Raw genomic sequence first — 25007 nt, forward strand, 5'->3', positions numbered from 1 at the left:
CGAAGGAGAGCCTCATGAGGCGATCAGCCACCGTCACGGCGGCCGTCCACCGCGTGCTCGTCCTGACGGCGATCCTGCTCTCCTCGCTCACCGTCGTGACCGCCGCGCCGGCCGCCGCGGCCGGACAGCGGACGGACGCGGGACCGCGGTCGGCGGCGGGCCCGTGGGTGGAGCCCGGACTGGCCGGCAGGCTCGACGCCGGAGGCAGGCTCCGGGTCAACGTCGTGACCAGGGATCGCGACGAGCTGGCCGCCGTCTCCGGCTCCGGCGCCGGCCAGGTGCTCCAGACGTTGTCACGCCTGCCCGTGGTCACCCTGCGGACCGATCAGGCGGGCCTCCAGCGGCTCGCCGCCCGGCCGGGCGTGCTCAGCGTGTCCGAGGACCGGCCGGTGCCGCCGGCCCTCGGGCAGAGCGTCCCCCTGATCGGCGGCGACCGCACCAGGGCGGCCGGGCTGACCGGCGCGGGCACCGCCGTGGCCGTGCTGGACACCGGCGTCGCCACCGGCCACCCCTTCCTCGGCGGCCGCGTCGTGGCCGAGGCGTGCTTCTCGCCCGCCGACCCCGACTACTCCGCCACCAGCCTGTGCCCGGACGGCGCCGCCAGGCAGGACGGCCCCGGCTCGGCCGACGCCGAGCGCGGCGGCTGCTCCGACGAGCTGCTGGACTGCTCCCACGGGACGCACGTGGCCGGGATCATCGCCGGTGACGGCGAAGGGATCGACGGCGACGACGGGAGCGGGGTCGCGCCGGGCGCCGACCTCGTGGCCATCCAGATCTTCAGCAGGTTCGACTCCGACGACTTCTGCGGCTCCAGCGGCGCGCCGTGCCTGCTCAGTTTCTCCAGCGCCCAGCTGGCCGCGCTGGAGAAGGTCCAGACGCTGAAGGCGACCCTGCCCATCGTGGCGGTCAACCTGAGCCTGGGCAGCGGCATGCACACCGCGCCCTGCGACACCGACCCGCGCAAGGCCGCCGTCGACGCCCTGCTGGCGGCCGGGGTCGCCACCGTCGTCGCGGCCGGCAACGACGCCTACCCGAACGCGGTGGCCGCCCCCGCCTGCGTCTCGTCGGCCGTCACCGTGGGCAGCACCACCGACGCCGACGCCCTGTCCTCCTTCAGCAACCGCGGCCCGCTCCTGGACCTCCTCGCCCCTGGCAGCGACATCGTCTCCTCCGTGCCCGGCGACCGCTGGGCCTCGATGAGCGGCACGTCCATGGCCGCGCCGCACGTCGCCGGGGCGCTCGCCGTCCTGAGCCAGGCGTTCCCGGGGCTCGGCCCGGCGGCTCTGGAGGCCAAGCTCAAGGAGACCGGGCGCGCGATCGCCTACACCGGCGCCACCACGCCCCGCCTCCAGCTCGACGCCGCCGCCCTGGACGCGACGCCCAGGCCGGGGCCCGACCAGTACTTCCACTCGCGGGGCAGGATCCTGGACAACGTCCGGATCAGCGCCAACTCCACCATGGCCGTGCAGGTGGCGGGCGTGGCCGGGCTGCCCGCGCAGGGCGTGCGGGCCGTCGCGCTCAACGTCAGCGCCAAGGGCGACTTCTTCAACACCGGGACGATCACCGTGCACGCCTCCGACGAGCAGGAACCGGACGGCAAGGTGCTCGCCTACGACACCTCCCGCTACGCCTCCACCATGATCATCGCCAGGGTGGGCGCCGACGGCAAGGTCAAGGTGGTCAACCGCGGCACGGGCCCCGTCAAGGTGACGCTCGACGCGCACGGGCACACCCTCGACAAGGCGGCCGCCGTCGTGGGCGGCACCTACCTCCCCGTCACGCCCGCCCGGGTGGCCGACCACACCGTCATCCCCGCGCTGGGCAATTACGAGCTGTCCATCGCCGGCATGAACGGCCTGCCCGCCACCGGGGTCGCCCAGGTCGCCCTCACGGTGGTGCTGAAGAGCCCGTCGACCGGCACCGTACGCGTGTACGCCGCCGGGGACGCCTACCCCGTCGACGCCAACGTCGACTACCCGGCGAACGTCACCACGCAGTTCCACACGATCGTCAAACCGGGCCAGGACGGCAAGATCAACGTGCACAACCTCGGCTACGACAACGTCGAGATCTCCGTGGACGTCACCGGCTACTTCGCCACCGAGCGGCGCGGCGCGCTGGTCAAGGCCGTCCGCCCCACGTCGGCGGGACGGGCCCTGGCGATCCCGGCGGGCGGCACCAGAACCGTGCGTTTCACCGGCCTGCCCGCCTCCGGCGTCACCGCGGTCGCGCTGACCGTGGCCGCGCGGGGAACGGCCGCCGGGACCGTCTCGGTGCTGCCGCAGAGCGGGCCCTCGACCGCCCGCGTCGTCTCCTACCCGGCGGGCAAGGACGCCGTCGGGTTCACCACCGCCGCCCTGCGCGCCGACGGGTCGGTGGTGCTGAAGAACGAGGGCACCGGGCAGGTGAGCGTCGACGTCGACCTGTACGCCTACTTCGCGAACGCCTGACCCCCGGTCCCCCGCGGCCCGGAACGTCATGCGAACCCCGGAAAAGGAGGCGGGCGAATGAGCCCCACAGTGGTGAACGGCATCCACGCCCGCATGCTCGCGGCCGAACTCAGCCTGCTCAAGGCCGCGTCCGGTCTCGGGCTGGTGCAGCTGGCCGGGCACACGCACTGCAGCAAGTCCTCGCTCCAGCGATACCTCAGCGGCAAGCTGCTGCCGCCCCGCCAGGCCGTCGAGGCCATCAGCAAGGCGTGCCGCGGCGACACCGCGCGCCTGGTGGCGCTGTGGGAGCTGGCCGTGGCCGGTCCACCCGAGCGGCGGCGTCCGGCGCAGCTCCCGCACGACGTGCCGGGCTTCACCGGCCGCTCCGCCGAGCTCGCCCGCCTGGCGGACCTGATGCCGGACTCCGGCAACGCCATCGCGATCGCGGTGATCGACGGCGTCGCCGGCGTCGGCAAGAGCGCGCTCGCCGTGCACTTCGCGCACCGCGTGGCCGGTCGGTTCCCGGACGGCCAGCTCCACCTCGACCTGCGCGGCTCCGACGCCGAACGGGGGCCGCTGCCGCCCGCCGAGGCGCTGGCCCAGCTCGTCCGGGCCCTCGCCCCGGACCTGCGGCGCCTGCCCGGTGACGTGGGGGAGCGGGCGGCCCTGTTCCGCAGCCTGATCGGCGGCCGGCGCGTGCTCGTCCTGCTGGACGACGCCGCCGCCACGGACCAGGTCCGCGCGCTGCTGCCCGGCAACCCCGGATGCCTGGTGCTGGTGACCAGCCGCCACCGGCTGGGCGGACTGGTCGCCCGGGACGGTGCCCACCACATCGCGCTGAGCACCCTGACCGCCGCCGAGTCCGCCGACCTGCTGGCCGCCGCCGCCGGCGCCGAACGCATCGCCGCCGAGCCCCGGGCCGTCGCCGGCATGACGCGGTTGTGCGGATATCTCCCGCTGGCCCTGCGCATCGTGGCCGAGCACCTGGTCGTGAACCCGTCGCTCACCATGAAAGACCTCGTCAGTGACCTCGACGGCGACCTCGCCGCGGAACACCGGACCACCGGCGGGACCCCGGACCGGCTCCCCGCCCGCGAGGACGCCGCCGCCGTGCGGACGGTGTTCCCCAGGTCCTACCGCGCCCTGCCGCCACCGGCCGCGCGGGCGTTCCGGCTGCTGGGCCGGCAGGGCTGCCTGGACCGGCGCTGAGCAGCCGTCGAGCCCCACGCCGCTCGGCAGCCGCTCCAGGCGCGACAGCGCCGGGTCGACCTCCGGGGGGAGGCGGGTGGCACTGTTGTGGAGCGGCGGGACCGCCTGCGCCATCGGGCCGGTGTTCCAGGTGCGGGAGCGGTGCAGCGGCTCCTCCATGACCGCCGCGAGCTCGGAGAAGCGCAGCGACGGGCGCGGCTCGCGGCTGAGCGTGCCTGCTCGCGCGCCACCCGCCGTGCGGCCGGCACGGCGGGCCGGCCCGGTCAGCGGGCGTGTCCGGCGCGCAGCCAGGAGACGTAGTCGGCGACCCCGGACCCGGTGTCGTAGGCGGGCTCGAAGCCGGTGTCCGCGCGCAGCCGAGTGATGTCGAGGCACATGTCCCGACCGGGGCCGGCGGGGTCGCGGCCCTCGCGCAGCTCGACGTCCGCGCCGGGCACGGCCCGCCGGATCGCCGCGGCGACCTCGCCGTTGGTGGTCATCCGGCCGGTGGCGACGTTGTACGTGCGGTGGCGCAGCCGCTCGGCCGTCTGCAGCAGCGCGATGGCCCGCCCGCAGTCCTTGACGTGGCACAGGTCGCCGCCGTCCGCGGCGTACGCGCCCCACGCGGGGCTCGTCAGGTCCGGCGCGGCGCCCCGCACGGCGGCGTGCACGAGCTGCGGCAGGAGGAAGAACGGCGAACGCGCGTGGCCGAGCGGCCCCCAGATCGCGCCGATGCGGAGGTTGACCACCTCCAGCCCGGTGGTCTCGGCCAGATGGCCGGCCATCAGCTCGCCGATCTTCTTGAACGTCGGGATCGGGTGACCGGCCGCCATCGTCAGCGGCAGGTCCTCGGCCAGCGGGCTGGGAGCCTCGACGCCGCCGTAGACGCCGATGGTGCTGGCCAGGCCGAGCCGGGACACCTGCCATTCGGTGGCGGCGTGGAAGATGTTGAGCAGGCTCGCGACGGACTTCTCGACCCCCTCGACCGGCTCATGCGCACCGACCGGCCAGGGCACCGAGCCCGCCAGGTGCACGATTCCGGTGATCTTGTGGCGGTCGCCCAGCGCGAGCAGCGCCGCCCGGTCGGTGAGGTCGGCCCGCTCGACGACGAGCCGCCCTTCGGCCTCCCCGGCCAGCGGCGCGGGCACCTCGGGGGCCCGGCGCTGGACGAGGACGACGGATTCGCCGAGGTCGAGCAGCGCTCGCGCGGTGTGCGTGCCGATGAAGCCGAGCCCGCCCGTGATGAGGATCATTACCCCAACTCCTTGTCATCAGTGCCACTGATCGTCAGTGGCACTGATGATTAACGTAGTACGAGGACCTGACGACTGTCCAGCGCGGGGCTCGCACGTGAACGGCGAGGTGAACCCGGGGGCGGCGGATCCTGATTCATCCCGCTAAAGTTCATGATTCGGTACCGCTGCTGTCCCAGGAGTCACCGCCTCATGCCGAACGCCGAGCCCTTACGTCCTGGAGATCCCACGTCCTTGGGGGCCCACCGGATCACCGGATGGCTGGCCTCCGGCGGGCAGGGGGTCGTCTACCTCGGCCAGGGGCCGGACGGGCGGCCCGTGGCCGTCAAGGTCCTGCACGGGATCGTGGCCGGTGAACGGTTCGCCGCCCTGACGGAGGCGGCCCGCCAGGTGGACTCGCCGGGCGTCGCGCGGGTGCTCGACGCGGCCTGGGGACGGCTGTCGTACATCGTGAGCGAGTACGTGGAAGGGCCGTCGCTGGCCGAGGTCGGCCGGCTCGGCGGCGGCAACCTGCGCCACCTGGCGGTCGGCACGGCCACGGGGCTGGCCGCGGTGCACCGGGCGGGGCTCACGCACGGCGACCTCAAGCCGTCCAGCGTGCTGCTCGGCCGGGAAGGCGCGCGCCTGGCCGGCTTCGGCACCGCGGGAACCGGCCCGGGTTCCGGCCGCGCCGGCGCGGGCACCGGGCCCGGGCCCGGCTCCGACGGCGGCGCGGTGGCCTACATGGCGCCGGAGCAACTGGACGGGCGCGCGGCGGGGGCGGCGGCGGACGTCTTCGCCTGGGCGTCGGTGATGGTGTTCGCGGCCACGGGCCGGCCGCCGTTCGGCGACGACGCCCCGCCCGCGGTCGCCGGACGCATCCTGCGCGGCGACCCCGAGCTCGGCGACCTGCCGGACCCGCTGCGCGACATCGTCCGCGCCTGCCTGGCCAAGGACCCGCAGGCCCGCCCGCCCATGACGGCCGTCCTGCCCCTCGTGCTGGGCGAGCCGCACGCCGCCACCCCGGAGCCTGCCGAGGACTCTCCCCGCCGGGACGCTCCGGAGGAGGCGGCCGATGGTCCGGTCCAGCCGCCGGCGGAGCGGTCCAGGTGGGCGGTGGGACGGCGGTCGCCGGTGCTGGTGCTGGCGGCCGGGGCGGTGGCCGTGTCGGTGGCGGCCGGCGTCGTGGTGTGGAACTCCGGCAAGCGCCAGGCGGACGCCGAGGTGCGTTCCGCCCGTGCATCCGTGCGGACGTCCGCCTCGGCGGGACCGTCGAGGCACGGCACGGCCGCGTCGAGGCCCACGAGGACGCCGCAGGGCCGCGCGAGCCGCCCGGCCCCCACCGCCACGGTCCCGGCGGAACGCTCCACGACGCCGCCCGCCACCACGAGGAGGGCCGCGTTCGCCCTGGCGTACGTGCGCGTCCAGGGCTCCTCGAAGATCAACTCCGCCGGGGGCACCTGTTACACCGGCGCGGTGAACTTCGCCGCCGGAGTGAACGCCACCCGCCCCGGCGCCGCCTACTCCTACCAGTGGCTCTACGACGGCAGGGTCATCGAGCGCGGCTCGTCCCGCTTCCCCGCGGACAGCCGCAGCGGCTACGTGAGCTCCAGGAGACTCGTCACCCCGGCGGCCGGCAGGCACACCGTCGCCTACCGGATCCTGACCCCGTCGCCCAGGACGAAGGCGGTCAGGTTCACCATGTGCGCGTCGTAGGCGGGCACGAGAAGGGCGGGCCCGCGTGGTGCGGACCCGCCCTGGTGGCAGCCACGGGCATCACAGCCCGTAGCTGACCACCCAATATCCGTTGTACCGTCCGCCGTAGCAGGCCAGCCTGGTCGGGCTGTGCCAGCTACGGACCACGACGCCACCGCCGAGGCGGCAGCGGAGCGAGGTCACGTACCGGTAGTTGTAGCCCCAGTCGCGGTCCCCGTCGCGGTAGCGGTCGTCGTCGCGCTCCTCGTCCCGGTAGCGGTCGTCGTCCCGGTAGCGGTCGTCGTCCCGGTACTGGTCGTCGTCCCGGTAACGGTCGCCGTCGTCGTACCGGTCGTCGTCCTTGCAGTCGTCCTTGTGCCGGTCGTCGTCCTTGTACCAGGCGTGCTCCCTGCCGTGGTGGTCGTCGTCCTTGCACTGGTCGTCGTCCTTGTACCAGGCGTGCTCCTTGCCGTGGTGGTCGTCGTCCTTGCAGTCGTCCTTGTGCCGGTCGTCGTCCTGCCACCAGGCGTAGTCGTCGCCGTGGTCGTCGTCCTTGCAGCGGTCGTCCTTGTGCCGGTCGTCCTTGTCGCGGTCGCCGTCCCACGGACGGTCGCCGTCCCAGTGGTGGTCGCCGTGGTGCCTGTGGCGGTTGTGCCACCACGGGTCGTCGGCGAGGATGTACGGACCCCTGACGTCGTAGTCCGGAGCCACGTACGCGATCGGCTCCGGACCCGGGTCGGCGGCAGCCGGACCGGCGGTGACGAGCGGAAGAGCGCCTGCGGTGGCGCAAGAGACAAGTGTTGCGATGAGTCGTCGCATCACACCGATCCAATCACTGTCGATGATCTAACCGCTACAGATAGTAACCGCAGGTCAGCGACTTGAAACGCGGGCCGGAGGGCTCCGTGTCACCCCTTCGGAAGCCCTTTGCGCGCCGAACGTCAGGCAACAGAAACCCTCAAGACCCCTTGACTCCACACGCAAATCGCCGGACCATCCTGTTTGATTTAGTCGGATCATGTTGGGTTCGCCACCTCGGTGTTGAAGGAGTCCCATGCGTGCGATCCTTCGGTCAACCCTCGCCCTGGCCCTCACCGCGACCTGCCTGACCGCCGTCGCTCCCCCCGCCGCCGCGCTGGACAACGGCCTGGCCAGAACGCCCCAGATGGGGTGGAACGACTGGAACAGCTTCGGCTGCTCGGTCAGCGACACCCTCGTCAGGCAGACGGCCGACGCCATGGTCGCCTCCGGCATGGCCGCGGCCGGCTACACCTACGTCAACATCGACGACTGCTGGTCCACCAGGGCCCGCGATGCGGCCGGCGACCTCGTCCCCGACCCCCAGAAGTTCCCCGGCGGCGTCAAGGCGGTCGCCGACTACGTGCACGCCAAGGGGCTCAAGCTCGGCATCTACTCCTCGGCCGGCACCACGACCTGCGCCGGTTACCCGGCCAGCCTGGGCAACGAGCGCAGGGACGCGGCCCTGTGGGCGTCCTGGGGGGTGGACTACCTCAAGTACGACAACTGCGGCGACCACCTCGGGCAGAGCGCGCAGCAGCGCTACACCGCCATGCGCGACGCGCTGGCCGCCACCGGCCGGCCCATCCTCTACAGCCTGTGCAACTGGGGCCAGGACAGCGTCTGGACCTGGGGCATGCCGGTCGGCAACTCCTGGCGCACCACGGGCGACATCCAGGCGAACTGGGGCTCGGTCATGGGCATCCTGGACAGCCAGGCGGGGCTCGCGGCGTACTCGGGGCCGGGCGGCTGGAACGACCCCGACATGCTGGAGGTCGGCAACGCCGGGCTCACGGCCACCGAGTCGCGGGCCCACTTCAGCCTGTGGGCGCTGCTCAACGCGCCGCTCGTCGCGGGCAACGACCTGCGCTCGATGAGCGCCGAGACCCGGACGATCCTCACCAACGGCGAGGTCATCGCCGTCGACCAGGACTGGGGCGGCCGGCAGGGCCACAAGATCGCCGACAGCGGCGACCTGGAGGTCTGGCGCAAGCCGATGGCCCCGACCGGCACGGGCACGGGCTCGGCCGCCGTCGTGCTGCTCAACCGGGGCGGCGCCGCGGCCACCGTCTCCACCACCGCCTCCGCGCTCGGCCTCGGCGCCGCCGCCACCTACTCCGTACGTGACCTGTGGGCCCACACGACCGGCTCCTCGGCGGGCACGATCAGCGCCTCCGTCCCCGCCCACGGAGCCGCCATGTACGTCGTCACCGGCGGCGGCACGCCCCCCGCGGCCACCGCGCTCAAGGGCGCCGGCTCGGGCAGGTGCCTGGACGTGCCCGGCGCGTCCCGGACCAGCGGCACCCAGGTCCAGATCTGGGACTGCAACGGCGGCGCCAACCAGCAGTGGACCCCCACCACCGCGGGCGAGCTGCGCGTCTACGGCGGCAAGTGCCTCGACGTGTACGACCGCGGCACCGCCGACGGCACCCGCGTGATCATCTGGGACTGCAACGGCCAGAGCAACCAGCAGTGGCGGCTCGACGCCGACGGCACGATCACGGCCGTCGGCGCGAACAAGTGCCTCGACGTGCCGGGCAACGCCACCGCCAACGGGACCAGGCTCGTCATCTGGACCTGCAACGGCGGCGCCAACCAGCGGTGGACCCGGGCCTGACCCCGCTCGGGCCGCACGCGGGCCGGCCCTCCCCGCTGAGGCGGCCGCGCTCAGGCCGCGCTCAGGCCGCGCTCAGGCCGCGCTCAGGACACGCGTAGGACGATCTTCCCCTGGATGTGGCCCCGCTCGGCGCGTTCGTGCGCCTGCGGGGCCTCCTCCAGCGGGAAGACGCTGTCGACGCCGACGCGCAGCCGCCCGGCGTCGATCAGCTCGGCCAGCGCGGCCATCTGGGCCCCGTCGGAGTGCACCTGGCCGCCGCGGCGCACGATGCCGCGCCGGGCGAGCTCCTCGTCGTGGTAGTCGCCGTGGAAGACCGGGCTGAGCGTGCCGCCGTCCCTGAGCGCGGGCAGCAGCGTGTGGCCGCCGGGGCCGCCCGCGGTGTCGATCAGGCAGTCCACGTCGTGCACCGCGTCCTGCGGCCGGACCCGGGTGTAGTCGACGAACTCGGCCACGCCCAGGTCCTTCAGGAACGCCTCGTGCCGGCCGGAGGCCACGCCGATGACGTACCCGCCCAGGTCCGCGGCGAGCTGGGCGGCGAAGTGGCCGACGCCGCCGGCCGCGCCGTTGACCAGGACCCGGCTGCCGGAGCGCAGTCCGATGATGTCGTGGACGTACTGGTAGGCGGTGAGCCCGGCCATCGGCACCGCGGCGGCGGTGACGTGGTCCACCGAGGCGGGCTTGCGGGCCAGGTGGCCGGCCGGGGCGGTGGTGTACTCGGCGTACCCCCTGCCGCCCTCGTCGCCGATGCGCGGGAAGCGGACGAGGCCGTACACCTCGTCGCCCTCCCGCCACTCGGTGACGTCGGGGCCGACGGCCGTCACGACGCCCGACACGTCCGAGCCGGGGGTGAAGGGCAGCGTGATCTGCGGCCGCATCGACGGCGGAATGTCGGCGAACCCCCGGCGGGCGTACCAGTCGGGCGGGTTGAGCGCGGCGGCGTGCACCCGCACCAGGACCTCGCCCGGCTTCGGCACGGGCACGGGCACCTCCTCCAGGCGCAGGACCTCGGGGCCGCCGATCTCGTGCACGCGGATGGCCTTCATCATCGATTCTCCTCGGGGAGACGGGCCCCGCTATGATGCGGAGCAGTGTTCCGGATCATAATCGGAGCACTGCTCCGTTTGTCAATCGCCGGAAGGTATCGGATGACCTCCACACCCCGGAACCAGCGCGCGGACGCCCAGCGCAACCGGGAGCGCATCCTGGCCGTGGCCGCCGCCGTCATCGAGGAGCAGGGCACGGAGGCGTCCCTGCGCGACGTCGCGCGCCGCGCCGAGGTCGGTTTGGGCACGCTCTACCGGCACTTCCCGACCAGGGAGGCGCTGCTGGAGGCGCTCCTGCGGCAGCGCTTCGACCTGCTCGCCGAACGCGCCAGGACGCTGGCCGGCGCCGCCGCGCCGCACGAGGCGCTGGTGGAGTGGCTGCGCTCGTTCGTCGCGGGCGCGGGCGCCTACCGGGGGCTGGCCGCCTCGATGATGGCCACCATCAACGACGAGGGCTCGCCGCTGCACGCCTCCTGCCACGCCATGCGCCAGGCGGGCGGACGCCTGCTGGAACGCGCCCAGGCCACCGGCGAGGTGCGCGCCGACGTGACCGGGCTCGACCTGTTCGCGCTGGCCAGCGCGGTGAGCTGGATCGCCGACCAGGCCCCCTCGCTGGCGGCCCGCGGCGACCACCTCTTCGGCCTGATCATGGACGGCCTGCGCCCTCCGGAGCGGCTCACCGGCCCGGCGCCCACCCGAGCGGCACCAGCCTGAGGTCGAACTCGACCTCCTCGTACGGCCCGTCCATCCCCCAGCCCCCGGTACCCGGAACCGGCCGCCGCACCAGCTCCTCCTTGACCGCGAACGCGGCGTCGGAGCCCAGGTAGGGGTCGCCGGCCAGGAACACGTGCGTGGTCAGCGGCCGGTGGCCGGGCGCGGTGACCTGGTAGTGCAGGTGGGCCGGGCGCATCGGGTGCCGCCCGATCGCGCGCAGCAGCCGGCCGGCGGTGCCGTCGGTGGGCACCGGGTAGCTGCTCGGGCGGACCGTGCGGAACCAGTAGCGGCCCTCCGCGTCGGCGGTGAACAGGCCGCGCAGGTTGCCGGGCCGCTGGGCGTCGTCCTGGCTGTCGTACAGGCCGTTGTCGGCCGCCTGCCACAGGTCCACGGTCGCGCCCGGCAGCGGCGTGCCGTCGCAGGACAGCACCCGGCCGTGCACGACCATCGGCGTCCCGCGACCGCGCTCGGGCCCCTCGCTGATCCACGCGCCGGGCTCGCGCCCGGGGGCGGGGGAGTGGAAGGGGCCCTCGACCGAGGAGGGCGTCATGTTCTCCGGGCCGGCGTGGTTGACGTCGTCCACGGCGGAGGTGAGGCCGAGCATGTCCGACAGCAGCACGAACTCGTCGCGGTCCGGCGTGCACCACCTGCCGGTCCCGGCGAGGAAGGCGAGTCCGGCCCGCCACTCGGCCTCGGTGGGACGCACCTCGTCCACGAACGCGTGCAGGTGGGCGATCAGCGCGGAGACGATCTCGCCGACCCGGGGGTCGGGGGCGTCCACCTGGTCGAGCACCTGCCGCACGAGCTTGTCTGTCATGGCGACCGTCCTTGACGGGGACCGTGGGGGTTCATTATCCGCATCCGGCCGGGGCCCGGGGAAGGCTCAGGCCAGGACGCGGACCACGCCGGCGAACAGGCGGGGCAGCCGGCGCGCCGCCGGGACCACCAGGCGGGCCGTGCCGGGGCGGCGGGCGGCCTGCACCAGCGCCGCCGTCAGCAGCCGGTGCGTGCGCGACAGGCGCAGCCACGCGCCGTCGTAGTCCTGCGGACGGTCCGCCGCCAGGCAGCCGACCAGCAGCTCCGCCGAGCGCACGGCCAGCGAGACGCCCTCGCCGGTGAGCGCGTCCACGTAACCGGCGGCGTCGCCGACCAGCAGCACGCGGCCGGCGCGGCGGGAGCGCACCGCCTGGCGCAGCGGGCCCGCGCCGCGCACCGGGGTGACGGCCGGGCCGCTCAGGCGGCGGGCCAGCCCGGGGAAGCCGCGCAGGTGCTCCTCGAAGCCGCGCCGTGCCGAGCTGAGCACCGCGACGCCCACCAGGTCGTCGCCGACCGGCGTGACGTACGCCTCGCCCGCCCCCGACCAGTGGACCTCGACGAAGTCGCTCCACGGCTCGATCCGGTAGTGCCTGCGCAAGCCGTACCGGCGGGGGCCGCGTACCGGCAGGTCGAGGCCGAGCGAGCGGCGCAGCGGCGAGTGCAGGCCGTCGGCGGCCACCAGCCAGCGGGCCCGCAGCCCGATCGCGCTCACGCCGTCGCGGTCCTGGTCGGCGCGGACGATGCGGCCGGTGACCGTCTTGACGCCCAGCTCGGCGGCCCGCTGCCAGAGCGCGGCGTGCAGGCTCGTGCGCCGGACGCCGAGCCCCGGCCCGGCGGCGAACGCGGCCCGCGCCTCCCGCCGCCCGTCGAGGTAGTGGATGCCGCGGAACCCCCGCCCCTCGACCGGCGCGCCCATCGCCGTCAGCGCGGCCACCCCGCCCGGCATGACGCCCTCGCCGCACGCCTTGTCCACCGGCGCGGCCCGCGGCTCGACGACGACCGCCTCCATCCCGGCCAGCGCCGCGTGGATCGCCGTGGCCAGCCCGGCCGGCCCGCCCCCCGCCACGAGAACGTCGATCACCGGCCCACCTCCCGGCCCCCCGCCACCAGCACGTCGATCACCGGCTCACCTCCCGGCCACCTGCCACGAGCACGTCGATCACCGGCTCACCCCTTGGCCGCCGTGAGGGCGAGCGCGGCGTTCTCGCACCGGATGCGCACCACCATCAGCGCGGCGTTGAGCAGCGTGAACGCCAGCGCCGTCAGCCACGCCGTGTGCACCAGCGGCAGCGCCAGCCCCTCGGCCGCCACCGCCACGTAGTTGGGGTGCCGCAACCACGCCAGCCGGTACGGCCCCCGCCGCACCAGCGGCAGCCCCGGCACCACGATCACCTGCGTGTTCCAGCGCGGCCCGAGCGCGGTGATGCACCACCACCGCAGCGCCTGGGCCGCCACGACCACCGCGAGCATCGGCCAGCCGAGCGCGGGCACGAACGGCCGCCCGGCCAGGGCCACCTCCAGCGGCGCGCACACCAGCAGCCCGGTGTGCAGGGCCACCATCCACGGATAGTGCCCCCGCCCGGTCACGACGCCGCCGCGCGCCATGCTCCACGCGGCGTTCCGCCTGGCGACGACCAGCTCGGCCAGGCGTTCCAGGCCGACGAGCACGATGAGCACCAGATACCAGGTCACAGGCCAACCACCAGCGGATCGCAGGGACGGGGCACTACCAGCGCAGCAGGACGAGCTCGGAGCAGAAGCCGGGGCCCATCGCGATGACCAGCCCCCAGCTCCCCGGCGCGGGCGGCTCCCCGGCCAGGGTGTCGCCGAGCACGTGCAGGACCGAGGACGACGACAGGTTGCCGTTGGCCGCCAGCGAGCGCCACGTCACGTCGAGCGCGCCCGCGGGCAGCTCCAGCACCTCCGACACCGCCTCCAGCACCTTCGGCCCGCCCGGATGGCACACCCACGCCGTCACCTCCCCGGCCGTGATCCCGTGCTCGGCCAGGAACCCGTGCACGTCGTCGGCCAGGTAGCGGCGCACCACGGCGGGGACGCTGGCGTCCAGCATGACCCGGAACCCGGTGTCGCCCACCTGCCAGCCCATGACGTGCTCGGAGCCGGGATACAGGTGGCTGCGGGTGGCGACGACCGTGGGCCCGGCAGTGGGCCCGGTGGTGGGCCCGGCAGTGGGCCCGGCGGTGCCCCGCCCGCCGCCGCTGGCGACCACGGCCGCCGCGCCGTCGCCGAACAGCGCGCTGGCGACCAGGTTCGCGGGCGAGGAGTCGCCGCGCTGCAGGGTCAGCGAGCACAGCTCCACCGACAGCAGCACGGCCACGTGGTCCGGCCAGCCGCGCAGGTAGTCGTGCAGCCTGGCGATGCCCGCCGCGCCCGCCACGCAGCCCAGCCCGAAGACGGGCACCCGCTTGACGTCGGGACGCAGCCCGAGCGCGGCCGCCAGCCGGGCGTCCACGGACGGCGCGGCGATGCCGGTCACCGACGTGAACATGATCATGTCCACGTCGGTCGGCTCCAGCTCGGCGGCGTCCAGGGCGGCCTTCACGCTCTCCAGCCCCAGCTCGACCGCGACGGAGACGAAGGCGTCGTTGGCCGCGCCGAAGCCGTTCAGCTTCTCGTAGCGGTCGATGGGGAGGGCGAGGTTGCGGTGCTCCACGCGGGCGCTGCGGTGCAGGCGGTCGAGGAGGCGGCGGTCGGCGCCGTCGGGCAGGCACAGGCGGGCGGCCATGTCGGTGAGCTCGGACTGCGGGTAGCGGTGAGGAGGGAACGCGCAACGGACTGCGGAGATTCGGGTCATGCAGTGCTCCCTCGACAGGTCGCCCACAACACTCACTCCCCGCACGCTTCCCGCAAGGATGGTCATTTAAGCCATACGCGGCGCGTGGGAATTCTCGCTCCGGATCTTCCGGTCTACGATCACCGTGTGACCGACCCGGATCCCGCGCCCGCCGCCGTCGTGCGCGGCGGGCCGGTCCGTACGGCCGTCGCGCTGGCGCTGGCCTGCCACCCGGGCCCGACCGTGGCCGTGACCGCCCTGGTCACCGCGCTGGCCGTGGCTGCGGGCCGGGACCCGGCAGGCTGCGTCCTGGTGGCCGCCGCCGTGCTGACCGGGCAGTTGTCGATCGGCTGGTGCAACGACGCGCTCGACGCCGGGCGCGACGCCGCCGCCGGGCGCACGGGCAAACCGGCCGCCGACGGCACGGTGAGCGTGACCGCCGTACGGGTGGCCGCGCTGGCGGCGCTGGCCCTGTGCGTGCCGCTCTCGCTGGCCTCGGGCCGGGCGGCGGGGCCGGCGCACCTGGCGGGCGTGCTGGGGGCCTGGGGGTACGACTTCGGCCTGAAGGCCACCGTCCTGTCGTGGGCGCCGTACGCCGTCGGGTTCGGGGTGTTGCCGGCGTTCGTGACGCTGGGCCTGCCCGGGGAGCCGTGGCCGGCGTGGTGGGCCGTCGCGGCGGCGGCGCTGCTCGGCGTGGGCGCGCACCTGGCCAACGTGCTGCCCGACATCGAGGGCGACCTGGCGACCGGCGTGCGCGGGTGGCCGCAGCGGCTGGGGGCGGCGCGCGTACGGGTGCTGGTGCCGGTGCCGCTGCTGGCCGCCACCTGCCTGCTCGTGCTCGGGCCCGCGGGCGGCCCCGGCGTGGCGGGGTGGGCGGCCATGGCGGCCGCGGTGCTGCTCGCGGCCGGGGGAGCGGTGCTGGCCGGCCGGTCCGCGCGGGCGCCGTTCGTCACCGCCGTCGCCGTGGCGGCCGTGGACGTGCTCCTGCTGCTCGCCAACGGCGCCGCCCTCACGGCCTGAGCCGCGGCGCCGCCCTCACGGCCTGAGCCGCTCCGCCGCCCTCCCCGGCGCGAGCCGTGGCGGTGGTTCAGCGGGGCGGGCGCGCCGCGTCGCGCAGCCAGCGCAGGCCCACCGCCAGGGCCAGCGGCGCGGGCACCGTCCCGGCTCCGAGCCCGACCTCCACCAGCAGGTCGAACACCTCCTTGCGGCGCGCGGCGGTCGCGATGGCCGCGTCGATGAACCCCGGCGACTGCGCCAGCCGGGCCAGCACGTCGGTCGTGCGCAGGTGCCGTCCCAGCGCGCCGCGCAGCTTGGCCCGGTACCGCGCCAGCGGGTCGCCCGCCGCCTCACCCGCCGCTTCGACCACCGCCTCGGCCGCCAGCCGCCCCGACAGCAGCGCGTAGTAGATGCCCTCGCCGGTCAGCGGGTTGATCAGCCCCGCCGCGTCCCCGGCGAGCAGCACCCGCCCGGCGCCCGGCGCGGGCCGCCCGGTCGACAGCGGCAGGTGATGGGCGCGCAGGTCGCGCGCGGGCCGGTCGGGCAGCAGCTCGGCCAGCCTGCCGTGCAGCACCTGGCGGCCCGGCGCCCCCGCCGCCCGCAGCCGGGGCAGCAGCATGCCGAACCCGACGTTCGCGGTGCCGTCGCCGATCGGGAACGACCACGCGTAGGCCGGCCAGCCCGCCCGCTGCATCGCGATGAGCTGCACGTCGTCGGCCTCGGGCACGTCGGCGTAGCCGCGCACGGCCAGGGCGGTGTGCCGCTCGCCCGCCGCGGGCAGCCCGATCAGCCGGCGCACCGCCGAGTAGGCCCCGTCGGCCGCCACCACCGCACGGGCCCGCAGCCGCCCGTCCAGGACGACCCAGGACCCGTCGTGGGCCAGCTCCCTGACGCGGTGGCGGCGCACCTCGACGCCCCTGGCCCCGGCCGCCCCCACCAGCCGCGCGTCGAACACCCGGCGCGGCACCACGTGGTTGGGCCGGGCCGCCTCGGCCGAGACGCGCAGCCCGCCCGGCGAGACCACGGTCAGCCGGGGCGTGGGCCGGTAGTCGTCGATGAGGCCGGGCAGGCCCAGCCGGTCCAGCTCGTCGCGCCCGTGCGCGGCGATGCCGTCGCCGCACGGTTTGTCGCGGGGGAAGCCGGCCCGGTCGAGCAGGACCACGCGCAGGTCCGGACGTAGCTGGACGGCCCGCAACGCCGCCGCCGAGCCCGCCGGCCCCGCGCCCACGACCGCCAGGTCCCATTCCTCACCCATGCGAGGTCTTGTCCCACTCGGCGCGGTGGGGGAAACCCGTTCCCGCCGGGTCAGCCTCGCGACAGCGCGCGGGCGGCGTGGATCAGGGGCACGTGGCTGAACGCCTGCGGGAAGTTGCCCACCAGGCGCCCGTAGCGCGGGTCGTACTCCTCGGCCAGCAGCCCGACGTCGTTGCGCAGCTCCAGCAGGCGTTCGAACAGCTCCCGCGCCTCCTCCTTGCGGCCCTGCATCGCCATCACCTCCACCAGCCAGAAGCTGCACGCCAGGAACGCGCCCTCACCGCCGGGCAGGCCGTCGACGTCGTTGTCGGCGGCCAGCGGATAACGCAGCACGAACCCGTCGGACATGAGCTCCTTCTCGATCGCCGCCACCGTGCCGGTCACCCGGGGGTCGTCGGGCGGCAGGAAGCCCACCACCGGGATCATCAGCAGCGCCGCGTCCAGCTCCGACGACCCGTACGACTGGGTGAAGGTGTTGCGGTGGGGGTCGAAGCCCTTGTCGCAGATCTCGGCATGGATCGCGTCGCGCAACGCGCGCCACCTGTCGACCGGGCCGGTGCGGCCGAAGCTCTCGACGTACTTGACGGCCCGGTCGAGGGCGACCCAGCACATCACCTTGGAGTGCACGAAGTGGCGGCGCGGGCCGCGCACCTCCCACAGGCCCTCGTCGGGCTCGTCCCAGTGCTCCTCCACGTACTCGAGGAGCCGCCGCTGGATCGACCAGGCGCGCTCGTCGGCGGCCAGGCCGCGGGCGCGGGAGACGTACAGGCAGTTCATCACCTCGCCGTAGACGTCGAGCTGGAGCTGCTGGACCGCCTCGTTGCCGATGCGGACCGGGCGGGAGCCCTCGTAGCCGTCCAGCCAGTCGAGGCGCAGCTCGGGCAGGCGGCGCTCGCCGGCGACGCCGTACATGATCTGCAGGTCCTGGGGACGCCCGGCGATGGTGCGCAGCAGCCAGGAACGCCAGTCGGCGGCCTCGTCGAGGTAGCCCGAGCTGATCAGCGCGTCGAGCGTCATCGTGGCGTCGCGCAGCCAGCAGAACCGGTAGTCCCAGTTGCGCACGCCGCCGATGTCCTCGGGCAGGGACGTGGTGGGCGCGGCCACGATGCCGCCGGTCGGCGAGTACGTCAGGCCCTTCAGCGTGATCAGCGACCGGGTCACCGCCTCCCGGTAGGGGCCCTGGTAGGAGCACTTGCCGACCCACTCGGTCCACATGGTCTCGGTCTCGGCGAGCTGCTCCTCGGCGTCGATGCGCGGCGGCATCGGCTCGTGGGAGGGGTGCCAGGTGAACACGAACGGCAGCCGCTCGCCCGCCTCGACGGTGAACGTGGCCCGGTGGGCGTAGTCGCCGCCCTTGAGCGGGACGGGGGAGTGCAGCCACGCCGAGTCGGGGCCGCCGACGGCCTGCAGGTGGCCGTTCGTCCGGCGCACCCACGGCACGATGCGCCCGTAGTCGAAGCGCACGCGCAGCTGGGTGGAGACCTCGACGCTGCCCGAGACCCCCTCGACGATGCGCACGACGTCGGGGTTCCGGTCGCGCGGGGGCATGAAGTCGATCACCCGGACCGTGCCGGTCGGGGTGTCCCACTCGCTCTCCAGGATGAGCGTGTCAGGCCGGTAGCGGCGCCGGGTGGCCGGACGCCGGGCCGTCGGGCCCAGCCACCAGTGGCCGTTGCGCTCGCTGCCGAGCAGGGCAGCGAAGCACGAGGGGGAGTCGAACCTGGGCAGGCAGAGCCAGTCGATGGAACCGTCCCTCGCCACCAGTGCGGCCGACTGCATGTCTCCGATCAGCGCGTAGTCCTCAATCCGCATGCCGAAGACGCTACTCGCGCGCGGGTGATCCCGCGCCGGGTCCGGCCTGTCGCGTCAGGACGGGCCCGGCGCGTGATCACGACAAGGGGAACCAGCGGGTGAACAACTGGGTCAGCGGGCCGATGGCGAGGGCGAAGACGAGCGTCCCGACGCCGACGCTGCCGCCGAGCAGCCAGCCCACGGCCAGCACGGTGAGCTCGATGAGGAACCGGGCCAGCCGCACGGACAGGCCGAGCCGCATCAGCCCGGTCATGACGCCGTCGCGCGGCCCCGGGCCCATGCCCGCCCCGATGTAGAGCACGGTGGCCAGCGCGATCGCGACCACGCCGAGCGCCACGTACAGCGACTGGACGGCCAGGTGGGACGGCGTGGGCAGCAGCAGGATCGCCGCGTCGGCGAACAGGCCGAGGAACACCACGTTGCTGATCGTGCCGAGGCCGGGCCGCTGGCGCAGCGGGATCCACAGCAGCATCACCAGGGCGCCGACGCCGATGATGACGGTGCCGATGGACACGTCCAGCCGCAGGGCCACGCCCTGGTGGAAGACGTCCCAGGGGTCGTTGCCGAGGCCGGACTCCACCTGCAGCCCGATGCCGGCGCCGTACAGGGCCAGGCCGCCGTAGAGGCGCAGGAGGCGGGAGGGGAGGGAACTCAGGCGGGGGACGGTTGCTTCGCTCATGATGGCCTCATCGTGGCAGGCCAATGGTTGCCAAAACAGGGCCAATCGTGAAAAGTGGCCTTATGAGGCAATTGTCGGCTACGCAGGTGGCCCGGCTGGTCGACGTCGATCCGGCCGCGCGCCCGTACTACCGCGCCCTGGCCGACGGCGTGCGCGCGCTCATCATGGACGGCCAGATCCCCGTACGCGTGCGCATGCCCGCCGAACGCCACCTGGCCGAGACCCTGGGCGTCAGCCGCACCACCGTCACCTCCGCCTACGACCTGCTGCGCGAGCGCGGCTACCTGGACAGCAGGCAGGGCTCGGGAAGCTGGACCACCCTGCCCGACCCGGCCACCACCCGCGAGAACCCCTGGCTGTCCACCGGCGACGACGGCCTGATCCAGCTCCACTGCGCCGCCCCGCCCGCGCCGTCCGCGCTGCGCGAGGCCATGGCCGAGGCCCTGGACGACCTGCCCAGGTACGGCATGGGCAACGGCTACGACCCCATGGGCCTGCCGGTCCTGCGCGAGCGCGTCGCCGCCCGCTACACCGAGCGCGGCCTGGCCACCCGGCCGGAGCAGATCGTCGTCACCACCGGCTCCCAGCACGCCATCCAGCTCGTGGCCGGGCTGCTGATCGGCCCCGGCGACCCCGTCATGGTCGAGTCGCCGACCTACCCGCACGCCATCGACGTGGCCCGCCAGCACGGCGCCCGGATCGTGCCCTTCGGCATCTCGCACGAGGGCTGGCAGCCCGACCTGATGGCCGCCACGATGCGGCAGTCGGCCGCCCGCCTGGCCTACCTCATGCCCGACTTCCACAACCCCACCGGCGCCCTCATGGACGACGCCACCCGCGCCGCCGTCGCCGGCGCGGCCCGCCGCAACGACGTCATCCTGCTGGTCGACGAGACCTGGGGCGAGCTGGCCCTGGACGACGTGCCGCGCACCGCGCCGATGGCCGCCTTCGACACCGACAGCCGCGTGATCAGCATCGGGTCGGCGTCCAAGCTGTGGTGGGGCGGTCTGCGCATCGGCTGGATCCGCACCACGGCCGCCCTGGCCCGCCGGCTGGCCCGGCACCGCGCGGTCGTCGACATCTCCAGCCCGGTCATGGAGCAACTGGTCACCGCCCGCCTGTTCGAGCGGATGGCGCAGACCCGCGCCGAACGCCGCCGCGGCCTGCGCGCCTCCCGGGACGCGCTGACCGCCGCGCTGGCCCGGTACCTGCCGGAGTGGACGTACACGCTGCCGCGCGGCGGCGGCACGCTGTGGGTGCGGCTCAACGGCGACACCTCCACCACGCTCGCCGACGCCGCCGTCTCCCACGGCGTGCGCCTGGCTCCCGGGCCCTGGTTCGGCCTGGAAGGCACCCTGGAGGGCTACCTGCGCCTGCCGTTCACCCTGCCGCCCGAGACCGTGGCCGACGCCGTCGCCCGCATCGCCCGCGCCCGCGCCCAGGGCCCCACCGGCGCCCGCCGCCACCCAGACTCGCTCCTGCCGATGGTGTGAGGGTCTAGGAGAGCTCCTCGCTCATGCTGATGGGGTGGGGCTAGGAGGGCTCCTCGGCGCCCTTGGCGAGGGGTGCCCGCCAGTTGCGGCGCATCGCGGTGATGCGCAGGCCGAAGGCCAGCAGCGCGGCGGCGAGCGTGGCCGGCCAGCCGTGCAGCCCGGCCGTGGACAGGCCCGCCATCACCGCCGAGCCCAGCAGGGCGGGCACCGCGTAGAGCTGGCGGTCGTACAGCAGCGTGGGGATCTCGCCGGCCAGCACGTCGCGGATCACGCCGCCGCCGACGGCCGTCGTGACGCCGAGGATGGTGGCGTGCAGCGGGCTGAGTCCGTACTCCAGGGCCTTCTCGGTGCCGACGGCCGCGAACAGGCCGAGGCCGGCCGCGTCGAGCACGAGGATGACCGGCATGACGCGGGCCACGTGCGGATGCCAGAAGAAGACGATCACCGTGGCGGCCACCGGCACCAGCACGTAGCCCAGGCTCTGGAAGGCGGCCGGCCGCACGTTGAGAATGAGATCGCGGACCAGGCCGCCGCCGAGCGCGGTCATCTCGGCCAGGACGCCCATCCCGACCACGTCGAGCCGCTTGCGCACACCCATGAGCGCACCGGTCAGTGCGAAGACAAAAATACCGACAAGGTCGAGAATTTCAGACACGTTGGATGTTTTTACCGGATCGGCGGCATGGCCGCCGCATGGTAGTGCTCGGCCATGAGCACCCGCAGCTTCCGCGTGAACAGGAACATCGCCACCCCGGCCACGATCGCCATGATCGCCAGGACCAGGTAGTACATCGGGTCGGACAGGTAGTGGGTGAGGCGCCCCGTCTGGCCGCCGACCGCGTCGCCCACCGACACCGCGATGAACCAGATCCCGAGCATCTGCCCCTTGAACGCCTCCGGCGCCAGCTTCGTCGTCACCGACAGCCCGACCGGGCTCAGTGACAGCTCGCCGAACACCTGGATCAGGTAGACCAGCACCAGCCACCACACCGACACCCGGCCGCCGGTCGCCAGCCCGGCGGCGATCGCCATCACCACGAAGCTCAGCCCCACCATGACCAGCGCGAAACCGAACTTCTGGGGCGTGCTCACCCGCACCCCGAGCTTCACCCACAACGCCGCGAACACCGGCACGAAGATCATGATGAACAGCGGATTGAACGACTGCGTCGTAGCCGCCTGGATCGGCACCCCGAACAGCTCCAGCCGGGTGTGGTCGGCGGCGAAGAACAGCAGCTTGCTCGGCGCCAGGTCGTAGATCATCCAGAAGATCGCGGCCGCGACGAACAGCCAGATGTAGGCCTTCATCCGGCTGCGCTCCTCGTCGGTGAGGCTGTGGCTGCCCAGCAGGATGTAGGCGAAGTAGACGACCGGCACGATCAGGATGACGATCGTGATCGCCAGCGCCAGGCGGTCGATGGTGAGCGTGCCCGTGGCCGCCCACGCGCCGAGCGCGACGGCGGTCACCGCCACGCCCGCCCCGGCCACCCGGCCGAACCGGCGGCGCTCGGGCGGCGTCAGCCGCACGCCGGGACGCTCGCCGATGCCGCGCAGGTTACGGCCGCCCCAGACGTACTGCAGCAGGCCGAGGGCCATGCCGACCGCGGCGGCGCTGAAGCCCAGGTGCCAGCGGTCGCCCGCGGCCAGCCAGCCGACGACGAGGGGCGCGAAGAAGGCGCCCAGGTTGATGCCCAGGTAGAACAGGGAGAAGCCGGCGTCGCGGCGGCCGTCCTCGTCCTCGCCGTACAGGCGGCCGACCATGACCGAGATGTTCGGCTTGAGCAGGCCCGTGCCGCTGATGATGAGCAGCAGCCCGAGCCAGACGAAGAACGGGGTCGTCACCGGGATCGCCATGCTGATGTGGCCCAGCATGATGACGAACCCGCCCCAGAAGACCGATCTGCGCGCCCCGAGCACGCGGTCGGCGATCCAGCCGCCGGGCAGCGCCACCAGGTAGATCAGCGCCCCGTAGACGCCGACCACCGCCTGCGCGGTCTCCTGCGACATGCCGAGGCCCTTGTGGGCGGGCGAGGCCGCCATGAACGTGGCCAGGATCGCCCGCAGGCCGTACCAGCTGAAGCGCTCCCACATCTCCGTGGAGAACAGGGTCGCCAGCCCCCACGGATGCCCGAAGAAGGTCCTTCCGCCCTTGCTCATGCACGCCCCCCCGAGACACGTACGGCACCTGAACGATCACTCTACGTGACCGGTCCGACAGTTTCCCGCCTGGGTCTTGCCGCTGTCCAGAGGGTGTGGTGCGATGCATGCCACCTGTGCAAGTGATTACTGACTGGAGGCGGGTGCCATGGCCGAAGTCCTCGACGTACGGGCCGACATCGAGCGGGAGATCGCCGGTCGCACGGTCTGCGAACAGCTCAGGCAGGTGGCCGCCCGGCACCCGGACGCACCCGCGTACTCCGACCCCGGCGCCCCCGACGACCCCGGCGGCTGGACGACGTTGACCTACGGCCAGGCGCGGCGGCGCATCCTGGAGATCGCGGCCGCCTTCGCCGCCCTCGGCCTGCAACGCGGCGAGTCCGTCGCGATCATGATGGTCAACCGCAGCGAGCACGTGCTGGCCGACCTCGGCGCCGTGCACGCCGGCGGCGTGGGCTGCACGGTCTACTCCACGTTCGCGCCCGACCAGATCGCGTTCGTGGCCGGCGACGTGGGCGCCCGCTTCGCCGTGCTGGGCGGCCCCGCCGAGCTGGCCCGCTGGCAGCCGGTGCTCGACCGGCTCGACGGCCTGCGCCGGATCATCATGCTCGACGGCGCCCCCGACGACGAGCGGTTCCTGTCCTGGGCCGACTTCCTCGACCTGGGCCGCGCCCGCCTGGCCGAGGACGAGGCCGCCGTCGAGGCCCGCGCCCGCGAGGTGGCCGCCGACGACGTCGTCACCGTGCTCTACACCTCGGGCACCACCGGCATGCCCAAGGGCGTGCCGCTCACCCACACCAACGTCTTCTACGAGGCCGCCGCCACCGACCGCATCACCTCACTGCCGACGCACGGCACCCAGATCTCCTACCTCACCTACGCCCACATCGCCGAGCGCATCCTCAGCCTCTACCTCCCGCTGGTCAAGATGTCGCACGTGCACTTCTGCACCGACCTGGCCAACCTCGGCGCCACGCTCGGCCAGGTCAGGCCGATGATGTTCTTCGGGGTGCCGCGCGTGTGGGAGAAGATGATGGCCCGGCTGCTGGCCGTGCTCGCCACGCAGCCGCCCGAGCAGCAGGCCGCCGTACGCGAGGCCATGGCCGCCGGCGCCGCCTACGTCGAGGCCGGCCAGTACGGCGGCACGGTCACCCCCGAGATCCAGGCCGCCTACGACAAGGCCGACGCGGCCCTGCTGTCGGTCGTCCGCGGCATGATCGGCTTCGACCGCGCCGAGTGGACCGCGACCGGCGCCGCCCCCCTGCCCGCCGAGGTCCAGCACTTCTACGCCGGCCTCGGCCTCAAGGTCATCGACGTCTACGGCATGACCGAGACCACCGGCGCCTTCACCGGCAACAGCCCCTCCTGCTACCGCCTGGGCACCGTCGGCAGGGCCGAGCCCGGCGTCGAGGTCCGCATCGCCGAGGACGGCGAGATCCTCACCCGCAGCCCGCTCAACACCGGCGGCTACCTCAACCGCCCCGAGGCCACCGCCGAACTCCTCGACGCCGACGGCTGGCTGCACACCGGCGACATCGGCACGGTCGACGACGACGGCTTCTACCGCGTCGTCGACCGCAAGAAGGAGCTCATCATCACCGCCGGCGGCGAGAACGTCTCGCCCGCCGAGATCGAGAACCACCTCAAGGAGCACCTGCTCATCGGCCAGGCCCTCGCCTACGGCGACAACCGCCCGCACCCGGTGGCCGTCCTGACCCTCGACGGCGAGACGGCGCCGGGATGGGCGCAGGCCCGCGGCATCGGCTTCACCTCCCTGGCCGAGCTGGCCGAGCACCCCGACGTCCTCAAGGAGGTCTCGGCCGCCGTCGAGGCCGCCAACGCCAGGCTGGCCAGGGTGCAGCAGGTCAAGCGGTGGGCGCTGCTCGGCACCGAGTGGACCGCCGAGACCGAGGAGCTCACCCCGAGCCTGAAGCTGAAGCGGCGCGTCATCCACGCCAAGTACGCCGACATCATCGAGTCCCTCTACGGCGACGCGCGCTGAGCTACGGCCCCGTCGGCCCCGTCGGCTTTGCCATAAGGGGTGCGTGTCGCGGTCCTGGTCATGACCGG

At 74.0% G+C, this 25007-nt stretch carries 20 protein-coding genes; 8 read left to right on the plus strand and 12 right to left on the minus strand.

The genetic code is table 11. The features are described from left to right. Positions 1-14 precede the first annotated feature (14 nt). Positions 15-2450 carry a S8 family serine peptidase gene (locus ABZ444_RS38040; protein ID WP_358008016.1) on the plus strand — a complete coding sequence of 812 codons (2436 nt, stop codon included), beginning with the start codon at positions 15-17 and terminating at the stop codon, positions 2448-2450. A gap of 57 nt (positions 2451-2507) precedes the next feature. Continuing rightward, positions 2508-3638: a helix-turn-helix domain-containing protein gene (locus ABZ444_RS38045; protein WP_358008019.1), complete on the plus strand. Its 1131-nt coding sequence runs from the start codon at positions 2508-2510 to the stop codon at positions 3636-3638. Positions 3639-3901: 263 nt separating this feature from the next. Here ABZ444_RS38045 and ABZ444_RS38050 read toward each other — a convergent pair whose 3' ends face one another. After that, positions 3902-4870 carry an NAD(P)-dependent oxidoreductase gene (locus ABZ444_RS38050; protein WP_358008022.1) on the minus strand — a complete coding sequence of 323 codons (969 nt, stop codon included), beginning with the start codon at positions 4868-4870 and terminating at the stop codon, positions 3902-3904. Between the two features lie 192 nt (positions 4871-5062). Between ABZ444_RS38050 and ABZ444_RS38055 the strand changes: the two genes are divergently transcribed. After that, positions 5063-6565, plus strand: a complete 1503-nt coding sequence (locus ABZ444_RS38055; RefSeq protein WP_358008025.1) for a protein kinase — start codon at positions 5063-5065, stop codon at positions 6563-6565. A gap of 60 nt (positions 6566-6625) precedes the next feature. On the opposite strand, the gene ABZ444_RS38060 is transcribed toward ABZ444_RS38055, so the two are convergent. Continuing rightward, positions 6626-7255 carry a hypothetical protein gene (locus ABZ444_RS38060; RefSeq protein ID WP_358008028.1) on the minus strand — a complete coding sequence of 210 codons (630 nt, stop codon included), beginning with the start codon at positions 7253-7255 and terminating at the stop codon, positions 6626-6628. A 343-nt stretch (positions 7256-7598) separates the two neighbouring features. On the opposite strand from ABZ444_RS38060, the gene ABZ444_RS38065 reads away from it, so the two are divergent. Further along, positions 7599-9179 (plus strand): lectin, encoded by a 1581-nt coding sequence (locus ABZ444_RS38065; protein ID WP_358008031.1) that lies wholly within the window; start codon positions 7599-7601, stop codon positions 9177-9179. An 83-nt stretch (positions 9180-9262) separates the two neighbouring features. Here the strand turns inward: ABZ444_RS38065 and ABZ444_RS38070 are convergent, their stop codons facing one another. Then, positions 9263-10225, minus strand: coding sequence for an NADP-dependent oxidoreductase (locus ABZ444_RS38070; RefSeq protein ID WP_358008034.1), 963 nt, complete (start codon positions 10223-10225; stop codon positions 9263-9265). A gap of 99 nt (positions 10226-10324) precedes the next feature. Here ABZ444_RS38070 and ABZ444_RS38075 point away from each other — a divergent pair, with 99 nt between their 5' ends. Next, entirely contained in the window at positions 10325-10936 is a 612-nt protein-coding gene (locus tag ABZ444_RS38075; protein WP_358008037.1) for a helix-turn-helix domain-containing protein, read from the plus strand. On the opposite strand, the gene ABZ444_RS38080 is transcribed toward ABZ444_RS38075, so the two are convergent. The 4 genes from ABZ444_RS38080 to ABZ444_RS38095 all read right to left on the minus strand — a co-directional run bounded on the left by ABZ444_RS38080 (position 10899) and on the right by ABZ444_RS38095 (position 14567). Then, on the minus strand, positions 10899-11753 hold the full coding sequence (locus ABZ444_RS38080; protein WP_358008040.1) for a dioxygenase: 855 nt from the start codon (positions 11751-11753) through the stop codon (positions 10899-10901). The genes ABZ444_RS38075 and ABZ444_RS38080 overlap by 38 nt on opposite strands. Before the next feature lie 66 nt (positions 11754-11819). Then, positions 11820-12833: an NAD(P)/FAD-dependent oxidoreductase gene (locus ABZ444_RS38085; RefSeq protein WP_358008043.1), complete on the minus strand. Its 1014-nt coding sequence runs from the start codon at positions 12831-12833 to the stop codon at positions 11820-11822. A gap of 86 nt (positions 12834-12919) precedes the next feature. Then, positions 12920-13444, minus strand: coding sequence for an isoprenylcysteine carboxylmethyltransferase family protein (locus tag ABZ444_RS38090; protein ID WP_358008046.1), 525 nt, complete (start codon positions 13442-13444; stop codon positions 12920-12922). Positions 13445-13478: 34 nt separating this feature from the next. Further along, complete coding sequence (locus tag ABZ444_RS38095; RefSeq protein WP_358008049.1) at positions 13479-14567, minus strand: type III polyketide synthase; 1089 nt, start codon at positions 14565-14567, stop codon at positions 13479-13481. A gap of 126 nt (positions 14568-14693) precedes the next feature. On the opposite strand from ABZ444_RS38095, the gene ABZ444_RS38100 reads away from it, so the two are divergent. Then, positions 14694-15566, plus strand: coding sequence for a UbiA family prenyltransferase (locus tag ABZ444_RS38100; RefSeq protein ID WP_358008052.1), 873 nt, complete (start codon positions 14694-14696; stop codon positions 15564-15566). A gap of 67 nt (positions 15567-15633) precedes the next feature. On the opposite strand, the gene ABZ444_RS38105 is transcribed toward ABZ444_RS38100, so the two are convergent. The 3 genes from ABZ444_RS38105 to ABZ444_RS38115 form a co-directional block, all read right to left on the minus strand. Next, entirely contained in the window at positions 15634-16797 is a 1164-nt protein-coding gene (locus ABZ444_RS38105; protein WP_358008055.1) for an NAD(P)/FAD-dependent oxidoreductase, read from the minus strand. Between the two features lie 50 nt (positions 16798-16847). Continuing rightward, positions 16848-18608, minus strand: a complete 1761-nt coding sequence (locus ABZ444_RS38110) for a glycoside hydrolase family 15 protein (protein ID WP_358008058.1) — start codon at positions 18606-18608, stop codon at positions 16848-16850. 76 nt (positions 18609-18684) lie between these two features. Continuing rightward, positions 18685-19287 (minus strand): hypothetical protein, encoded by a 603-nt coding sequence (locus ABZ444_RS38115; protein WP_358008061.1) that lies wholly within the window; start codon positions 19285-19287, stop codon positions 18685-18687. A gap of 62 nt (positions 19288-19349) precedes the next feature. Here ABZ444_RS38115 and ABZ444_RS38120 point away from each other — a divergent pair, with 62 nt between their 5' ends. Continuing rightward, a complete protein-coding gene (locus tag ABZ444_RS38120) occupies positions 19350-20780 on the plus strand; it encodes a PLP-dependent aminotransferase family protein (protein WP_358008064.1) in 1431 nt (476 codons plus the stop codon). A 40-nt stretch (positions 20781-20820) separates the two neighbouring features. Here the strand turns inward: ABZ444_RS38120 and ABZ444_RS38125 are convergent, their stop codons facing one another. Further along, positions 20821-21435, minus strand: coding sequence for a trimeric intracellular cation channel family protein (locus tag ABZ444_RS38125; protein WP_357977182.1), 615 nt, complete (start codon positions 21433-21435; stop codon positions 20821-20823). 11 nt (positions 21436-21446) lie between these two features. Next, positions 21447-22937 carry an oligopeptide:H+ symporter gene (locus tag ABZ444_RS38130; protein ID WP_358008067.1) on the minus strand — a complete coding sequence of 497 codons (1491 nt, stop codon included), beginning with the start codon at positions 22935-22937 and terminating at the stop codon, positions 21447-21449. Between the two features lie 148 nt (positions 22938-23085). Here ABZ444_RS38130 and ABZ444_RS38135 point away from each other — a divergent pair, with 148 nt between their 5' ends. Then, positions 23086-24939 (plus strand): AMP-dependent synthetase/ligase, encoded by a 1854-nt coding sequence (locus tag ABZ444_RS38135; RefSeq protein WP_358008070.1) that lies wholly within the window; start codon positions 23086-23088, stop codon positions 24937-24939. The last annotated feature ends 68 nt before the right edge of the window (positions 24940-25007 follow it).

Source organism: Nonomuraea sp. NPDC005730 (assembly GCF_040630865.1).
Taxonomy (GTDB): domain Bacteria; phylum Actinomycetota; class Actinomycetes; order Streptosporangiales; family Streptosporangiaceae; genus Nonomuraea.